23 protein-coding genes are annotated in these 15,962 nt (G+C 58.5%); 19 read left to right on the forward strand and 4 right to left on the reverse strand.

The features are described from left to right. The first annotated feature begins 243 nt into the window (after nucleotides 1-243). The 5 genes from BK658_RS18775 (at nucleotide 244) to BK658_RS18795 (ending at nucleotide 4,000) form a co-directional block, all read left to right on the forward strand. Nucleotides 244-432 (forward strand): DUF1843 domain-containing protein, encoded by a 189-nt coding sequence (locus tag BK658_RS18775; RefSeq protein ID WP_123583581.1) that lies wholly within the window; start codon nucleotides 244-246, stop codon nucleotides 430-432. A 40-nt stretch (nucleotides 433-472) separates the two neighbouring features. Next, complete coding sequence (locus BK658_RS18780) at nucleotides 473-1,105, forward strand: DUF1842 domain-containing protein (protein ID WP_123583582.1); 633 nt, start codon at nucleotides 473-475, stop codon at nucleotides 1,103-1,105. A 53-nt stretch (nucleotides 1,106-1,158) separates the two neighbouring features. Further along, on the forward strand, nucleotides 1,159-1,743 hold the full coding sequence (locus BK658_RS18785) for a DUF1842 domain-containing protein (protein ID WP_123583583.1): 585 nt from the start codon (nucleotides 1,159-1,161) through the stop codon (nucleotides 1,741-1,743). A 152-nt stretch (nucleotides 1,744-1,895) separates the two neighbouring features. Next, on the forward strand, nucleotides 1,896-3,359 hold the full coding sequence (locus BK658_RS18790) for a GDL motif peptide-associated radical SAM/SPASM maturase (RefSeq protein ID WP_123583584.1): 1,464 nt from the start codon (nucleotides 1,896-1,898) through the stop codon (nucleotides 3,357-3,359). Nucleotides 3,360-3,577: 218 nt separating this feature from the next. Next, complete coding sequence (locus BK658_RS18795) at nucleotides 3,578-4,000, forward strand: VOC family protein (RefSeq protein ID WP_123583585.1); 423 nt, start codon at nucleotides 3,578-3,580, stop codon at nucleotides 3,998-4,000. An 81-nt stretch (nucleotides 4,001-4,081) separates the two neighbouring features. Here the strand turns inward: BK658_RS18795 and BK658_RS18800 are convergent, their stop codons facing one another. Beyond that, nucleotides 4,082-5,104: an AraC family transcriptional regulator gene (locus BK658_RS18800; RefSeq protein ID WP_123583586.1), complete on the reverse strand. Its 1,023-nt coding sequence runs from the start codon at nucleotides 5,102-5,104 to the stop codon at nucleotides 4,082-4,084. A gap of 133 nt (nucleotides 5,105-5,237) precedes the next feature. On the opposite strand from BK658_RS18800, the gene BK658_RS18805 reads away from it, so the two are divergent. The 5 genes from BK658_RS18805 to BK658_RS18825 all read left to right on the forward strand — a co-directional run bounded on the left by BK658_RS18805 (nucleotide 5,238) and on the right by BK658_RS18825 (nucleotide 8,964). Beyond that, complete coding sequence (locus tag BK658_RS18805) at nucleotides 5,238-6,422, forward strand: acetyl-CoA C-acyltransferase family protein (RefSeq protein ID WP_123583587.1); 1,185 nt, start codon at nucleotides 5,238-5,240, stop codon at nucleotides 6,420-6,422. A 16-nt stretch (nucleotides 6,423-6,438) separates the two neighbouring features. After that, nucleotides 6,439-7,290 carry a 3-hydroxybutyryl-CoA dehydrogenase gene (locus BK658_RS18810; RefSeq protein ID WP_123583588.1) on the forward strand — a complete coding sequence of 284 codons (852 nt, stop codon included), beginning with the start codon at nucleotides 6,439-6,441 and terminating at the stop codon, nucleotides 7,288-7,290. Continuing rightward, nucleotides 7,277-7,930: a TetR/AcrR family transcriptional regulator gene (locus BK658_RS18815; protein ID WP_185019864.1), complete on the forward strand. Its 654-nt coding sequence runs from the start codon at nucleotides 7,277-7,279 to the stop codon at nucleotides 7,928-7,930. Before BK658_RS18810 ends, BK658_RS18815 begins: the two co-directional genes overlap by 14 nt. A gap of 28 nt (nucleotides 7,931-7,958) precedes the next feature. Beyond that, complete coding sequence (locus tag BK658_RS18820) at nucleotides 7,959-8,672, forward strand: SOS response-associated peptidase family protein (RefSeq protein ID WP_123583590.1); 714 nt, start codon at nucleotides 7,959-7,961, stop codon at nucleotides 8,670-8,672. A gap of 91 nt (nucleotides 8,673-8,763) precedes the next feature. Further along, nucleotides 8,764-8,964, forward strand: a complete 201-nt coding sequence (locus BK658_RS18825) for a hypothetical protein (RefSeq protein ID WP_123583787.1) — start codon at nucleotides 8,764-8,766, stop codon at nucleotides 8,962-8,964. 80 nt (nucleotides 8,965-9,044) lie between these two features. On the opposite strand, the gene BK658_RS18830 is transcribed toward BK658_RS18825, so the two are convergent. From BK658_RS18830 to BK658_RS18840, 3 genes are all read right to left on the reverse strand, one after another. Then, on the reverse strand, nucleotides 9,045-9,236 hold the full coding sequence (locus BK658_RS18830; RefSeq protein WP_123583591.1) for a DUF2188 domain-containing protein: 192 nt from the start codon (nucleotides 9,234-9,236) through the stop codon (nucleotides 9,045-9,047). A gap of 317 nt (nucleotides 9,237-9,553) precedes the next feature. Beyond that, a complete protein-coding gene (locus tag BK658_RS18835) occupies nucleotides 9,554-10,189 on the reverse strand; it encodes a lytic polysaccharide monooxygenase auxiliary activity family 9 protein (protein ID WP_123583592.1) in 636 nt (211 codons plus the stop codon). A 257-nt stretch (nucleotides 10,190-10,446) separates the two neighbouring features. Continuing rightward, nucleotides 10,447-10,785 (reverse strand): hypothetical protein, encoded by a 339-nt coding sequence (locus BK658_RS18840; RefSeq protein WP_123583593.1) that lies wholly within the window; start codon nucleotides 10,783-10,785, stop codon nucleotides 10,447-10,449. A 188-nt stretch (nucleotides 10,786-10,973) separates the two neighbouring features. On the opposite strand from BK658_RS18840, the gene BK658_RS18845 reads away from it, so the two are divergent. The 9 genes from BK658_RS18845 (at nucleotide 10,974) to BK658_RS18885 (ending at nucleotide 15,862) form a co-directional block, all read left to right on the forward strand. Then, nucleotides 10,974-11,222: a hypothetical protein gene (locus BK658_RS18845; RefSeq protein WP_019689854.1), complete on the forward strand. Its 249-nt coding sequence runs from the start codon at nucleotides 10,974-10,976 to the stop codon at nucleotides 11,220-11,222. 59 nt (nucleotides 11,223-11,281) lie between these two features. Continuing rightward, the gene (locus tag BK658_RS18850) at nucleotides 11,282-11,611 is read left to right on the forward strand and encodes a DUF6388 family protein (protein ID WP_123583594.1); all 330 of its coding nucleotides are present in this window, start codon (nucleotides 11,282-11,284) and stop codon (nucleotides 11,609-11,611) included. 3 nt (nucleotides 11,612-11,614) lie between these two features. Continuing rightward, the gene (locus tag BK658_RS18855) at nucleotides 11,615-12,319 is read left to right on the forward strand and encodes a YoaK family protein (protein ID WP_123583595.1); all 705 of its coding nucleotides are present in this window, start codon (nucleotides 11,615-11,617) and stop codon (nucleotides 12,317-12,319) included. Between the two features lie 65 nt (nucleotides 12,320-12,384). Beyond that, nucleotides 12,385-12,777 carry a sulfurtransferase complex subunit TusD gene (gene tusD / locus BK658_RS18860; RefSeq protein WP_123583788.1) on the forward strand — a complete coding sequence of 131 codons (393 nt, stop codon included), beginning with the start codon at nucleotides 12,385-12,387 and terminating at the stop codon, nucleotides 12,775-12,777. 3 nt (nucleotides 12,778-12,780) lie between these two features. After that, entirely contained in the window at nucleotides 12,781-13,143 is a 363-nt protein-coding gene (gene tusC, locus BK658_RS18865; RefSeq protein WP_123583596.1) for a sulfurtransferase complex subunit TusC, read from the forward strand. Then, complete coding sequence (tusB, locus tag BK658_RS18870; protein ID WP_123583597.1) at nucleotides 13,143-13,442, forward strand: sulfurtransferase complex subunit TusB; 300 nt, start codon at nucleotides 13,143-13,145, stop codon at nucleotides 13,440-13,442. The genes tusC and tusB overlap by 1 nt, the downstream gene beginning before the upstream one ends. After that, nucleotides 13,439-13,774: a TusE/DsrC/DsvC family sulfur relay protein gene (locus BK658_RS18875; protein ID WP_123583598.1), complete on the forward strand. Its 336-nt coding sequence runs from the start codon at nucleotides 13,439-13,441 to the stop codon at nucleotides 13,772-13,774. Before tusB ends, BK658_RS18875 begins: the two co-directional genes overlap by 4 nt. Continuing rightward, nucleotides 13,771-14,772 (forward strand): glycosyl transferase family protein, encoded by a 1,002-nt coding sequence (locus BK658_RS18880; protein WP_123583599.1) that lies wholly within the window; start codon nucleotides 13,771-13,773, stop codon nucleotides 14,770-14,772. The genes BK658_RS18875 and BK658_RS18880 overlap by 4 nt, the downstream gene beginning before the upstream one ends. A gap of 88 nt (nucleotides 14,773-14,860) precedes the next feature. Beyond that, nucleotides 14,861-15,862, forward strand: a complete 1,002-nt coding sequence (locus BK658_RS18885) for a glutathione S-transferase family protein (protein WP_123583600.1) — start codon at nucleotides 14,861-14,863, stop codon at nucleotides 15,860-15,862. The last annotated feature ends 100 nt before the right edge of the window (nucleotides 15,863-15,962 follow it).

Genomic DNA, 15,962 nt, shown 5'->3' on the forward strand with positions numbered 1-15,962 from the left:
CGCACATTCATTATTAATGGCGATAAAAACTCGTCCTGCTTATGAGGAAAGAACCCAGCGCACTCTCTCATAGCCAATCCTGATAACAAACAGCCAACCTCCTAACGCGTCGCTATTAATAAAATAATATTAACAATTTATCAGCCGTACTAGCCCATTGCCCATTGCATATTTATCAACGCCTGCTTAACTGCAAAAACTGCTGATGACAGCAGTATTCGCACAACCACGGAAGGAATCGTTATGAGCAAATCAACTGGCCATAGCATGCCCCCTTATGGGGTGGCCATCCAAAGCGCGATCAAGGCAGGCAACCTGCCGCAAATGAAAACATTGTTGAAACAACGCGATGCATCCAAGCCAGAACCCAAAGAACTAAGTAGCGCGTACGAGCAGTTGGCTAAGGAAGTCGCACGCCTGGAACAGCACTAACTGCTGTTTCCGCTCCCCTATTGCAATGGAGGCAATAATTATGTCTGGTTCTTCTCAACAGTCTGTCGGTTTATTCCCACTCTGCTATCAAATTGGTACTCAGCAACCGGGTGCACAAAACCTGGCGCTCAATTTGCTGGTGTTTACACCTGAGCAAACAGTAAGCGGTACTGCCGCAATCACTCAGGCAACCAACCCGCCGCTGGATGTGCATTCCGATGTCTGGGGTGAGTACACCTACATGACGGTGATGAAACCCGGGGTCAGCAAAATCCTCATCACCGTTCAAGGCAACCAGGGTGGTCCGAGCTCGAACTCCATCGTGAATTTCAAGTTGCATCTGGTGGTCGGTGACGACTGGAAAGCAGGGGTCGCCAACTACGAGTACTTCAATGGTCAGCGCAGGGTCAAGGTCACTGCGCCCGCCCATCTCGTCGAGTCGGTGCCTTCCAGGGCCTATCCACTGCCGCTGGAACCCGGCCCGGTAATCCTGCCGTATCCGCCGATCATGCCGCTGTACGCCGCGCCGATTCAGGGCGCCATTGCCAGCGGTGACCTGGCCCAGATGAAAAATCTGGCAAGCCTTGCCAAACAACAACTGGACCAGCAACCCCAGTTGCAGAGTGCACTTGAGGCTGCCAAGGGTGAAATCAGCAGGCTGGAACGCCGCTGACCGGCAACTGAATGTGCCTGGCTTGTCCTGAATACAATTAAGGGAGTTGCACCATGTCAATTGGACTTTTTCACACGCGCCTCAACGTTTCCAGCTCGCTACTCGGCGCACCGGTTTTGACCCTGGAGCTGCTGGTGGATACCGTCAACAAGAAAGTCAGCGGTATTGCGAGCATTTTTCAAAGCACCTACCCCCCTGTCAATTTCCGTGCCCAGGTTTGGGGTGAGTATTCCGAGGCCAAACTGACTGCCGATGCGGAAAACCACATCATCCTCACTCTGGATGGCAGCCCGAGCGGCCCTAACAGCCAAATCGCCCAGACCTTCGACCTGCGCGGCATTCTAGGCGCCGATTGGGCCAGCGGTTTTGCCGACTACAAGTACTACGATCAAGACCACTGGACGCCAGTGAGACACGCGGCTGTCAGCCAGGCGCCTGCTCATAATCAGCGGGTCGAGCAGCCGTCACATGCGCACCCGCTCTACGCGGTTGCCGTGCAGCAAGCGCAAGCCAGCGGTGACCTGGCGCAACTGAAGGCCGTGGTGAGCCAGGGTGAACAGCAACTGGCCAGCAGCGGCGCCTTGCGCAGTGCGCTGGAACAGTTGCAAGCAGAAATCGCCCGACTGGAAGCACGCTAACCGGCAATGCCCGGGCTGGGGCAAACCACCAGTGACCGAGCCCGGGACCTTTCAACCCCAGAGGTAAATCCGCTCGCGCCGTTGATGCTAAGGAAGGCGCGAACACTTCGATGGATTCGTGCCGCGTACGTGTCTGTGCGCAAGGATTTTCCATGTCAGACAATCGCCCCGCCCGCTACCTCAGTGAAACCGACCTCAAACGCTACGTGCCGGTCCATGTGGTCTGGGAAATCACCCTGGCCTGCGATCTCAAATGCCTGCATTGCGGCTCACGCGCAGGCCATCGACGCCCCGATGAATTGAACACCCGGGAATGCCTGGATGTCATCGATTCCCTGGCGGCACTCGGCACCCGTGAAATCACCTTGATCGGCGGTGAAGCCTATTTGCGCAAGGACTGGACTCAACTGATCCAGGCTATCCACGATCACGGCATGTACTGCGCGATACAAACCGGTGGACGCAACCTGACGCCGGCAAAAATGCAGGCCGCAGTGGATGCCGGGCTCAATGGCGTCGGTGTTTCGCTGGATGGACTGGCCCCGCTGCATGACGCTGTGCGCAATGTCCCGGGCTCGTTCGACAAGGCTATCGATACCCTGCGACGCGCCAAACAGTCGGGGCTTGCAGTGAGCGTCAACACCCAGATCGGCGCGGCCACCCTGCCCGATCTGCCCGAACTGATGGACTTGATCATCGAACTCGGCGCCACCCACTGGCAGATCCAGCTGACGGTCGCCATGGGCAATGCCGTCGATCATCCGGAGCTGTTGTTGCAGCCCTATCAACTGCTTGAAGTGATGCCGTTGCTGGCACGCCTTTACCGCGAGGGCGTTGATCGCGGCCTGCTGATGAACGTGGGCAACAATATTGGTTACTACGGCCCTTATGAACACATGTGGCGTGGCTTCGGTGACGAGCGCGTGCACTGGAGCGGCTGCGCGGCCGGGCAAACCGTGCTGGCACTCGAAGCCGATGGCACCGTCAAAGGTTGCCCTTCATTGGCAACGGTGGGCTTTTCCGGCGGCAACGTGCGCAACATGAGCCTGCACGATATCTGGCACTACAGCGAAGGCATGCACTTTGGCCGCCTGCGCGGTGTCGATGATCTATGGGGCTACTGCCGAAGCTGCTATTACAACGATGTCTGCCGTGGCGGCTGTACCTGGACCTCACACTCCTTGCTCGGCAAACCCGGCAACAACCCCTACTGTCACTACCGCGCGCTGGACCTGCAGAAAAAGGGACTGCGCGAACGAATTGTCAAACTCGAAGACGCAGCAAAGACCTCCTTCGCCGTCGGACGTTTTGACCTGATTACCGAACGCATAGACACCGGCGAGAAGGTCAACAGCGTCAGCGACAGCGGCCAGGTGATCAAACTGGCCTGGGCGAACCAGGGCCAGAAATCGCCTGACGAAGGACGTATTCCGCCGCAACTGGCACTGTGTCGTGGCTGCTTGCAGTACATCCACGCACACGAAGTGACCTGCCCTCACTGCGCTGCCGATGTCGCCGCCGCAGAAGCCGAGCACCAGGCAAACCGCGCCCGACAGCAAACCATCCTCAATACGCTGACCGGCCTGCTGGGATTGCCGCAAAGCAACTTGATGTAGCGTGACCTCAATACCAGGGGGCGCAATGCCCCCTGCAATCTTTTGTCCTCCAGTCATAACGCTCGCACGCAGCAAACAAAATCATCTAAAAAAACGACACCTGTCAGCCATAATTAGCACCCTGCTACTCGATAGCTGAACGTCTTTCCCATGGTTTTACCCACGCGGGCATGCCGGAACAAATAGTGCCTTCTCCCTCTGCATTCCTGGAGCTGACGATGAAAATCAATCCCTACCTGATCTTCAACGGTGATTGCAAAGCAGCCTTCACGTTCTACGCGCAATGCCTGCAAGGCACCCTTGAAATGATGATGACCTTCGGTGAATCGCCGGCTCGCGATCAAATGCCGGCGAGTTGCCATGACCGAATCATCCATACTCGGCTGGTTGTCGGCGACCAGGTCCTCATGGGGTCCGACACCACGCCTGAGCGGCCCTACCACGGCATCAGCGGTTGCTCTGTTTCGCTGAATGTCACCAGCATCGCTGAAGCCGAGCGAATTTTTACCGCACTGGCGGACCAGGGCACCATTCAAATGCCGTTGGAGGCAACGTTCTGGGCCGCACGCTTCGGTATGCTGGTTGACCGTTTCGGGGTGCCATGGATGGTCAATTGCGAAGCAGACCAGCAAGCACACTGATACCGGTCTTTTCGTTGCGCTCGACCGGCCATGCGCCAACAAAAACGCCACTCGATGAGTGGCGTGCTGGCCAGGTACACATCAGCTATCGAGGCGCTTGCTCTGGAACCTCGCCCGGTAACGCCCCGGACTCTCACCGGTCCACTTCTTGAACGCCCGATGGAAGGCACTGGGCTCCTGAAAACCGATCTGCTCGGCAATCGCGGTGATGCTCGATTGGCTCTGGCGCAGCTGTTCAAAGGCAACACCACGACGCACTTCGTCCTTGATCTCCTGGAATGAACAGCCTTCGCGCTCCAGTTTTCGGCGAACGGTGCTGGGGCTCAAATGCTGTTCGATCGCGAACGCCTCCAGGGTCGGCCATTGGCTGTAATGGCTGTTGCGCAAACGCTGATGAACCTGCGATGCCAGGCCATGCTGGTTACGGAAACGAATCACCAGCCACTGCGGCGCACTGCGCAAAAATGCCTTGAGTGAAGCAAGGTCCTGAACCACCGGCAATTGCAGATAACGGCTGTCGAACTCGATCTCGGTGCGCTCGGCGCCAAAGGTCAGGTTGGCACCCCAGAGCATTGAATCATCATTGAGCGACAACCGCTCATGACGAAAGTCCGCACGATCGATGGGAATGCGCCGCCCGCCCAGCCAGCACAGCAGACTGATCATCAACACCAGGAACGTCTCTTCACCGAAATGCGCGACGTCGCTGTTTTGCGCCTGAGTCTGCAAGCTGATGACTGCACGCTTGCCACGCACCGTTAACGTGCCGCGAAAGTCTCGCAGGAACAGGCCGAAATTGGCCAGGCACTGACGCATGGCTTTTTCCAACGTCAACTCCTGAATCAATGCCCGACAGATCAAGGCGAAACTACCCGGCGGCATGCCATGGGAGTCCAGCTGAAAGAACTCGTCGTTCAACTCACTAATCTGCACCAGCCATAACGCCGCAAAAGCAGTGGCCGGCACCCGTGCCGTAGGCTGATCCATCAGTGCCGGATCGATTCCCACCTGCTCAAGTACCGACCGCAGACGCTGCGGATTTTCACGCAGGGCATGGATCATTGGATACATGAAATAGACCGCCACCGAATCCGTTTCCCGCATGTGCTCGTCTCTCTCCTCAGCATCTGAAAGTGGCAAAAAACGCCATCACCGTTGAACAGTTCTGGCATAGGCCTGCGGCGTTGCTGATTCTAGACTCGTACCCAACAAAAAAGACCTCTTTCAGGAAACCCACATGAACCCTTCCGATATTTTTGTTGTGAGCGCGGTCCGTTCTGCCATCGGCAGTTTTGGCGGTTCACTCAAGGATGTGCCGCCTATTCAGTTGGCAACCGACGTATGCCGCGCAGCCATTGAACGATCTGGTCTGGCGCCCGAACACATCGGTCATGCGGTGATGGGGCATGTGATCCCGACGGAGGCGCGCGACGCCTACATTTCACGGGCCGTGGCGATGAATGCCGGCCTGCCGAAAGAAACCCCGGCCTTCAACGTCAACCGCCTCTGCGGTTCGGGTCTGCAGGCGATTGTCAGTGCGGCACAAAGTCTGATGCTCGGGGATGCATCTGCCGTGCTGGCCGGTGGTGTCGAGTCCATGAGCCGTGGTGCCTACTTGTTGCCACAGGCACGCTGGGGTGCACGAATGGGTGACATTCAGGGCATCGACTACATGCTCGGCGTGCTGCAAGACCCGTTTGCCGGCTTCCACATGGGCATCACCGCAGAAAACATCGCCGAACACTACGGCATCTCCCGTCAGACCCAGGATCAACTGGCGCTGCTCAGCCAGCAACGTGCCGCCCGGGCGATTGCCGAAGGGCGTTTTGCCGGGCAGATCGTGCCGATAGAAGTGGCGAGCCGCAAAGGCACGGTTTCGTTTGCGACGGATGAGCATGTACGGGCAGAGGTCAGCTTCGAGCAATTGAGCGGCATGAAACCCGCGTTCAAAAAAGACGGCAGCGTCACCGCCGGCAACGCCTCTGGCCTCAATGATGGCGCTGGCGCGCTGATCATGGCCACCGGGCAACTCGTGCAGGAACAAGGCCTCAAGCCGATGGCCCGGCTGGTGGGGTATGCCCACGCCGGCGTTGAGCCTTCAATGATGGGCCTGGGTCCGATTCCCGCCACCCGCCTGGTGCTCAAGCGGGCGGGCCTGACCGTTGCCGACCTTGATGTCATCGAGTCCAACGAAGCCTTCGCGGCCCAGGCCTGTGCTGTGGCGCAAGAACTGGGCTTCGATCCCGAGAAGGTCAACCCGAACGGTTCGGGCATCTCCCTGGGTCATCCTGTCGGCGCCACCGGCGCAATCATCGCGACCAAGGCCATTCACGAACTGCATCGGATTCAGGGATGTTATGCCCTGGCGACCATGTGCATTGGCGGCGGCCAAGGCATTGCCGTGTTGTTCGAACGGGTTTGACCAGAAGGACATGAAGATGAATCTGCAGAACATTGGCGTCATCGGCGCCGGCACCATGGGCAACGGCATTGCACAAATCTGCGCATTGGCCGGTTTCAACGTGACCTTGCTGGACATCTCCGACAGCGCCCTGCAAAAAGCGCTGGCGACCGTGGGCAAGAACCTCGACCGGCAGGTCGCCAAGGCGTCGCTGACCGAGGAGCAAAAGCTCGCGGCATTGGACAAGATCAGCACCAGCACCGACTACGCCACCCTGCGCAACGTGCAGTTGGTGATCGAGGCCGCGACTGAAAACCTCGAACTGAAACTGCGGGTGCTGCAACAGATCGCCGCTCAGGTCAGCGCCGACTGCGTGATTGCTTCCAACACCTCATCGCTGTCGATCACCGAGCTCGCCGCCAGCGTCAGTTCGCCGGCCCGTTTCATCGGCCTGCACTTCTTCAATCCGGTGCCGGTCATGGGGTTGATCGAAGTGATTCGCGGCCTGCAAACCAGCGACGCCACGCACACCCTGGCCCTGGAACTGGCGCAACGCCTGGGCAAGACCGCGATCACCGCCGGTAACCGTCCGGGCTTTGTGGTGAACCGGATTCTGGTGCCGATGATCAACGAAGCGATCCTGGTGTTTCAGGAAGGCCTGGCCAGCGCCGAAGACATCGATGCAGGCATGCGTCTGGGCTGCAACCAGCCGATAGGTCCGCTGGCGCTGGCCGACCTGATTGGCCTGGATACGTTGCTGGCGATCATGCAGGCCTTCTACGACGGCTTCAACGACAGCAAGTACCGCCCCGCTCCGCTGCTCAAGGAAATGGTCGCCGCGGGTTACCTGGGGCGCAAGACCGGCCGCGGTTTCCATACCTATGGCTGAGCGTTGCTCACGCTTCGCCGAGAGCCGGGACAAGGCCCTGGAGCTGTTCGCCAGCAAGGGTTTTGGCCAGGTCGGCATGCGTGAGCTGGCAGCGTTCCTGGGGCTCGCCCCAGGCTCGCTGTATCATCATTACCCGAGCAAGCAGCACTTGCTGCTCGACCTCATCGAAGAATTTTATGAGGAGCTGCTGGCAACCCTCGGACGCATCGAGCGACAGCCGCGAGACCTGCGCGGCAGCCTGCACAACGTTATCCATGCACACCTGAGCCTGCATCGGGAAATGCCCTGGCACTTTCGCCTGGTAGAGCGCGACAGCGGTTGCCTGAACGAGGATCAACAGGCGCGTGTTCGGCAGTTGCAGGAGCATTACGAACGGCAATTGCTGATGATCCTCTGCCCATCGCCCCGATTCAGTGAACAAGGGTTACTGGCTGCCGGACACACCATTGCCAGCATGCTCAACAGCGCACCCAGCTGGCTGGCGCTGCACCCGCTGGAGGATCGGGAACGCAACGAACTGCTGGAGAACCTGCTGACCGGGGCCATTGCAGGTTTGCTGGCCCATACCTCCTGCGATCTGCCCGTCCTTCAGACAATAGATCCGCTCGCGGCGCCTCCACCCTGGGCGCGACTCGGCTAAGCTGAAAGCTCCACCGGAGGATTTTCCAATGTGTGGAAGACTTTCGCAGTACCGAGGCATCCACGACTTCGTCGCGGCGCTGAGCATGCCCAATGCCCTGGTCAATACTGTGGGCGACCAGCCTCTGGGTCTGTACAACGTCGCGCCATCGACTCAGGTCGCACTCTTTCACCTCGAAGGCGAAACCCTGCACGCTGACCGGGTACGCTGGGGATGGCGACCGGCCTGGTCGAAAGACAACTCCGTGCCCATCAATACCCGGGTCGAGAAAGTCGCACACGGTTCGTTCTTCCGGGCGATCTGGCCGCACCGCGCCATCGTGCCCATCGATAACTGGTTCGAATGGGCTTATGAAGGTGGCCCGAATAAACAGCCTTACCTGATCCGGCGCCGCGATCGGGCTCCCATACTCTGCGCAGCCATTGGTCAGTACCCTGCGGGTGGCAGGGAACCGAAGAAGGACGATGGTTTTGTGATTTTCACCGCCGACAGTGTTGGTGGCCTGGTCGATCTACATGATCGGCGACCGGTGGTGCTGTCGCCGGAGTTGGCCCGAGAGTGGCTCAACCTGGCGATGCCCAAGGAGAGTGCCGAGCAGATGGTATTGTACCAGGGCGAGTCTGCCGAAACCTTCGAGTGGTTCAAGGTGGATATGGCGATAGGCAACGTGAAGAACCAGAGACCTGATCTCATCACGCCGGTCGGCAAGATCATCAGTGGCGATCACAAAAGCAATGGCTGATCGGGTGGCGCCACCCGGGTTTCTCAACTAGGATTTTCGCGGTATGGAAACGCGTCGCGCTGTTAGCGAGCACTTGGTCTGGGAGACGAAAATGAACCCGATTCGAATGGCCGAGCGGACCTATCGCACTTGGTCCAGCCCGATTCTGCTTGAGCTCAAAGAGAGGGAACATCAGCTGCAACCTTCAGACCGCCAGGCACTTGAAAATGTGATGGTGGAGAGAAGGCTTCTGAACACCGGCAATCCTGCCGGCAAGGATCGACGCAAACCTGAGTCGACTGATAACTCCTGACGAAAGAGCCCGCCATAAGCGGGCTCTTTTTCGTTTACGCAACTGGAAGAAAGACCGACACACTCATCCAGATGATCGCCTCACTGTGTATTGGAAACGGCTTTCGCTCTGGGTGCACGGGCGGGCAATGACGCGGCATAGGCCAGCGCTTCTTCTCGACTGCCAAAGGATCCGAGCCGGTCGTTACGGGTACAGACCTTCCAGAGACCGCTGTTGACGCTGACCACTTGATAACCGTTCATCTGCATTTTGCTAAGCATCGGGGCACTCATAGTCACCTCCATTCGAGTACAGACAAGTCCGAACCTAACTTACACCCGGCTTGGCATTCTGTGGGCTCAATAGGTTGAACGGTCGAACGGTCCGACGCGCAGATATGAAACATCTTTCACGGTGATTTCAGCCCTTAGCGCTTATATTCCCGGCCGCTCATTCAAGAAACTTTCGGCCCGCACCCTCCCGCGGGCTTTTTTTTACTTTTTTTTGGCCCCCCAGGGCTCCGTGAAAAACTAAAAAAGCCCGGCATCGCTGCCGGGCTTTCGGCTCTAATCCTTTAGAACCTGTTGGGTATCACTCCACGAGCCAGGCCTTACTTGAAGTCCACATCGAAGGCTTGATAGAAGGCGTTGCCGGTGTTGGCGACAATCCACAGCAGCACGATGACGTGATGGCCTTTCTTGCCTGCTGGCAACTTCACTTCATGTTCGACTTTGGCTTTGAGTTCGCTGCTGTGCGCGTAATAAGGCACTTGGGTGTAGAAGTCTTCCGCGAACGGTTTGGCCTCGAGTTGCGCACGGCTGATGCGCTGTTTCGGGTCCCAGCCATCCTTGGTGATGAACCAGCTGTAGCCGCGGGTGGTATGAGGCGCAGTGTACTGCCAGGTGACATGAAAGGCCTGGCCCGGGTTCACGTTCAGCAGTGGCCAGGTGAATGGACGATTGAGCTTTTTGCTCATTTCTTCGTTGGTGAAGTTGATGCAATCACGAGCATCAGCCTTGCCACCGCTGAGGATAAAACCATCAGCCGGTGGTGCGACGCTGTCGCTGTCCGTCTGATACGGTGCGGGGAAAGGCCCGGCAGTCAGTGACGGGAAATTCTTTCCGCCTTCCATTTCGTTGACCTCCCACCCTTCCAGGAGACCGACCTCCATAGCGACAGAGCCGCGGCTGGCAGGGATAGTGACACGACCATGTTTGAGTTGCGCTTGTGTTTGTGGCTTGTTCATTTTTTCACTCCGTTGATTAAGAACGTTCCTTCCTGAGGAACGCTTTCAACCTAACCGAATGACAGGTGAAGTCCATGGCCGCTTTTTTCGCGTTTCAATCGCGCTTTTGAACCGAACCCAACAAATACTGGTTATCCATACAGTTAAATGTATGAATTCCTACGTTTAGACTGGCAAAAGTACTACAACACAACCCTGCAATCAGAACGATTCACATCAAGACAGTTGCGCCCTACAGGGACCTGACGCTCACTGACTCACAAACAGGTTGCCAGTGCTGCCAGTCGGCGCTTGGCAACCCAGTTGTCCTGAGTGGCGTAGTACTTCAATGCGCCGCCTTGCACGTCAATGAAGGCCTCGGCCGAACGGGTGTAAACGGTGAACCCGCCGGTTTCGCCGGGTTGCAGGTAACCACTGGCGTCGACACCGAACACCGCCTCGTCTTGCCAGGCAAACTGCACGCACTGGGCGACGACCAGATCAGGCTTGTTCGAGGCGAGCGTCTTGTAGGGGCTCTGGGAGCGCGCTTCTTTCATCGTCGATCCCGCGCAACCCGCCAGCAACACGCCAGCCAGCGCCACCATCAAAATACGCATTGTGTTTCCTTATTCGCAAAACGCTGACTGTATCACCGCAAGCGGCTACTCCGAAGCGCCAGGCAAGGTTCTTCCTCATGGCGCCGCTCTGCATTACTTTATATAGATAGCGACAGCCCGCGCCGATTCGCGCACCCTGTCGCGCCATAATTGGCGCGTCGCGCCGAGCAACTTCTTCTGGAAAGCCCATGACCCCCAATGCCGAGTTCTACAAACCTTCCACCGACTACGCCGACAAGCTGATCAGCCAGATCGGTCAGACTCCGTCGTGGATCGCCAAACGCATTGGCGTGACCGACAAGCGCATTCGCTACATCCTCGATGGCGAAAGAACCGTCAAAGGTGAAACCACGCCGATCCAGATGACCTACACCGAGCAGTTTGCACTTGAGTGCCTGGCCGCCGAGGCCAAAGCCAACAAGAAAAAGACCTCCTGACCCGCGTCAAGGCAAACGCCCTCAAGACGCGCATACTTTTCCTTTGACAAGGACGGTCCATGGCCCCCATCGACTCGCAGCACGAACTGGCGTTGCAACGATTTCTCAATGCACGACCGGCGTTACGCGAAGAACTCGATCACCTGAACCCTCTGGCCGCCCAGGCCAAAGGCGAAACCATGGCGCAGTATCGCAACGAACGGCTGCACGAAGCCTACGAGGCAGAGGCCGAGCGCCTGGGCCTGTTTGCCTGGGAATTGACGTTGCAATTGACCGTGACCACTGTTGAGGACTATGAAGCCCAACGGCTGGAGGTTCACAAGGAAGTGGCGCAAATGGCCGGCATGGACTGGAAGGAATATCGCAAACTGCAGGGTCTCGAGAGCTGACGAATGCTGCCGTCTTCACCTAATCGCGCCCATACACCGGGCCTGTTGCACGTGCAAAAATGGCGCGGCCGGATCGGCATGCTGCTGGTGGCGAGCCTGTCCGTGCTGGCCGGCATGACCGACGCTATTGGCTTCATGGCCACCGGCGACTTCGTCTCCTTCATGAGCGGCAACACCACCCGCCTGGCGGTAGCGATCAGCGGCGGAGATCTGGGCATGACCTTGCGGTTGCTGGTGCTGGTCGCCATGTTTGTCGTCGGCAACGCCTTGGGCATTGTGGTCAGCCGATTCAGCGGCCGACGCGCCCTGCCCTTGATGTTGTGCGTCGCGGCCCTGTTGTGCGGCGCCGCTGCATGGCCATTCGAGGCTAAATTTCCGGCGTTGCTGGCAGCGATCATCGCCATGGGGATGCTCAACGCCGCCGTCGAACAGGTCAACGGCTTTCCGGTCGGGTTGACCTACGTCACCGGTGCCCTGTCACGCTTTGGGCGCGGTCTGGGACGCTGGTTGCTCGGCGAACGCCGCAATGGCTGGCGGGTGCAACTGATCCCGTGGACCGGCATGTTTGCCGGCGCCGTCCTGGGCGCAGTGCTCGAACACCATCTCGGCCTGCAAGCCCTGTATGCCAGCGGCCTGCTGGCCGGCGTGCTCGGCGCTATTTCACTGAAGATTCCACGGCGCTGGCAGATGGGCTATATGCCGCGCTGAATAGCCCTTCGCCGCACCGGCGATAAAGCTTTATCATGGCCGCAGATTTGTTGTCAGAGTTCACCATGAAGTTCGCCATCGCGCTGTTTTCCGCCGCACATGCGCCCTCCTCGCGCCGCGCCCTGCTGTTTGCTCAGGCAGCGCTAGCCGGTGGGCACGAGATCGTGCGACTGTTTTTCTATCAGGACGGCGTTTACAACGCGTCGAGCAACGTCGTTACGCCACAGGATGAGCAGGACCTGGCGCTGCAATGGCGCAACTTCGTCTGCGAGCACCAACTCGACGGCGTAGTGTGTATTGCTGCAGCCTTGCGTCGTGGTGTGCTGGATGAAGCAGAAGCCAGGCGTTATCAGCGCACGGCAATCAATGTCAGCGCACCGTGGGAATTGTCCGGGCTCGGGCAGTTGCACGATGCGGTGCAAGACGCCGATCGCCTGATCTGTTTTGGAGGGCCATGAAACATGCCTAAATCCTTGCTGATTATCAGCCGGCAGGCCCCCTGGTCTGGCCCAAGCGCCCGTGAAGCGCTGGATATCGTACTCGCCGGCGGCGCCTTCGATTTGCCGATCGGCCTGCTGTTTCTCGATGACGGCGTGTTCCAGCTCGCCACCGGGCAGAACGCCAAAGCCGTGCAACAAAAAGACCTCAGCGCCAACCTGCAGGCGCTTGGGTTGTTTGGTATTGAAGACCTGTACGTGTGTGGCGAGAGTGCAACCGCACGCGGATTGATGCCGATGGCCTTGAGCCTCGAACCGTTGCACGTACTGGCCGCTGAACAGATCTCGGCCGTTATTGACCGTTATGACCAAGTGATCACCCTCTGATGTCGACTTTGCATGTGTTGTCTCACTCGCCGTTTACCGATAACCGGCTGACCAGCTGCCTGCGCGTGCTGGGTGCGAGCGATGCCGTTCTGCTCAGTGGCGATGCGGTCTACGCCTTGCAACTCGGCACAGCGCCACTCAGCGCGCTGCAAGCGCAAAGCGAAACCTTGCGTCTGTTCGTCCTCGACGAAGACATCCAGGCTCGCGGTGTACACGTGCCCGACTGGGTCAAAAGCATCGATTATCCGGCCTTTGTCGAACTGTCGATTCACTATGACAAGGTCAACAGCTGGTTATGAATTCGCTCACCGTAGGCGCTCGTCGCATCGATCTAGACAAGGACGGTTACCTGGTTGATCTCGGTGACTGGTCCGCCGAAGTCGCCGCTGCCCTGGCCGCCGCCGAAGAACTTGAGCTGAGCCCCGAACACTGGGAAATCCTTGAGCTGCTGCGTGGGTTTTATCAGGAGTTCCAGCTGTCGCCGGCCACTCGCCCGTTGATCAAATACACCGCGCTGAAGCTGGGCCCGGACAAGGGCAACAGCCTGCACCTGAACCGATTGTTCAAAGGCACTCCCGCCAAACTTGCCGCCAAGCTGGCGGGCCTGCCCAAACCGACGAATTGTCTATGACCGATTTCGCCCCACTGATCACTGAAACACCTGCCGAACACCCTTTCGCGCAGTTCGTGCGGATTCTCGGCAAAGGCAAACGCGGCGCTCGCAGCCTGACCCGCGAAGAGGCCCGCGAGTCCATGGGTATGCTGCTCGACGATAAGGTCGAGGACACTCAACTCGGCGCCTTCCTGATGCTGTTGCGGCACAAGGAAGAAAGCCCGGAAGAGCTGGCAGGTTTCACCGAAGCCTTACGCGAGCGGTTGAACGCGCCAGCCCTGGGTGTCGATCTGGACTGGCCGACCTACGCCGGCAAGAAACGCCACCTGCCGTGGTATCTGCTGGCGGCCAAGTGCCTGGCGCAAAACGGCGTGCGAATCCTCATGCACGGTGGTGGCGCGCATACCGCCGGGCGGCTGTACAGCGAGCAACTGCTCGAGCAATTGCAGATCCCGCTGTGCCGTAACTGGCAACAAGTGGGTGAGGCGCTGGATCAAGGCAACCTGGCGTTCATCCCGCTAGGCGACTGGGCGCCGCAACTGCAACGGATGATTGATCTGCGCAACACCCTCGGCCTGCGCTCGCCAATCCACTCGCTGGCGCGGATTCTCAATCCGCTGGGCGCGCGCTGCGGCTTGCAAAGCATCTTCCACCCCGGCTATCAGGGCGTACACCGCGACGCCAGCGGCTTGCTGGGCGATAATGCGATCGTGATCAAGGGCGATGGCGGCGAGATCGAGATCAACCCGGACACCATCAGTCATCTGTACGGCACCACCGGCGGTGAGAGCTGGGACGAGGAATGGCCGCAGCTGTCGGCGCAACGCCACGTCAAACCGGCGAGCCTCGACCCGGAACACTTGAAAGCCGTATGGCGCGGCGACGTGGTCGACAGCTACCCGCAATTGGCGCTGATTTCGACCATGGCCCTGGCCTTGCGCGGCCTCGGTACGCCGCGTGATGAAGCCTTCGTCAAGGCCCAGCAGTTCTGGGATGCTCGCGACAAATCTATTTAATCGATCATTAACGCCCAACCTTTGCGCTTTTTGTTCGAAGGTATAGGAATAGACTCAACTCCAACGTTTAACGACTTTGGAGTTCAAGATGGGTTTGCTGATTGAAGGGCACTGGCGTGATCAGTGGTACGAAAGCAGCAAGGACGGCGCGTTCCAGCGCGAACAAGCGCAGCGCCGTAACTGGCTGACCGCCGACGGCAAACCCGGCCCCAGCGGCGAAGGCGGCTTCCCTGCACAAGCGGGTCGCTATCACCTCTATGTCTCGCTCGCCTGTCCCTGGGCGCACCGCACGCTGATTCTGCGTAAGCTCAAAGGCCTGGAAAGCCTGATCGATGTGTCAGTGGTCAGTTGGCTGATGCTGGAAAACGGCTGGACCTTCGACAAGGCCTTCGGCTCCACGGGCGACAAACTCGACCACCTCACGTTTATGCACCAGCGCTACACCGCCGATACCGCCAACTACACCGGTCGCGTAACAGTGCCGGTACTGTGGGATAACCTGCAAAAGCGCATCGTCAGCAACGAATCGGCGGAAATCATCCGTATGTTCAACAGCGCGTTCGACGGTCTGACCGGCAACGGCCTGGACTTCTACCCACCACCCTTGCGCGCTGAAATCGATGAGCTGAATGCGCGGATTTATCCGGCGGTGAACAACGGCGTGTATCGCGCCGGGTTTGCCACCTCACAAACCGCCTATGAAGAAGCTTTCGATGAGCTGTTCAGTGAACTCGACTGGCTGGAAAACCGCTTGGGCGAGAAGCGCTATCTGGCGGGCGAATACCTGACCGAGGCGGACATTCGCCTGTTCACCACGCTGATTCGCTTCGACGCGGTGTATTACAGCCACTTCAAGTGCAACCTGCGGCGGATCGCCGATTACCCGAACCTGTCGAACTGGCTACGTGAGCTGTATCAGTGGCCGGGGATCAGCGACACCGTGGACTTTGCCCACATCAAGGGGCATTACTACGCGAGCCACCGCACGATCAATCCGACCGGCATTGTGCCGAAGGGACCGGCGCAGAATTTCACCGTAGCCCATGATCGGGAGCGGTTGAGCGGGAAAGGGGTTTGGCGCAGGACTTGAATTCAATCTGATTTTTCAAGGGACCCATCGCGAGCAGGCTCGCTCCCACATTTAATTTGTGTCGTTCACAAATCCCCTGTGGGAGCGAGCCTGCTCGCGA

This window comes from Pseudomonas brassicacearum (assembly GCF_003732175.1).
Taxonomy (GTDB): Bacteria; Pseudomonadota; Gammaproteobacteria; order Pseudomonadales; family Pseudomonadaceae; genus Aquipseudomonas; species Aquipseudomonas brassicacearum_G.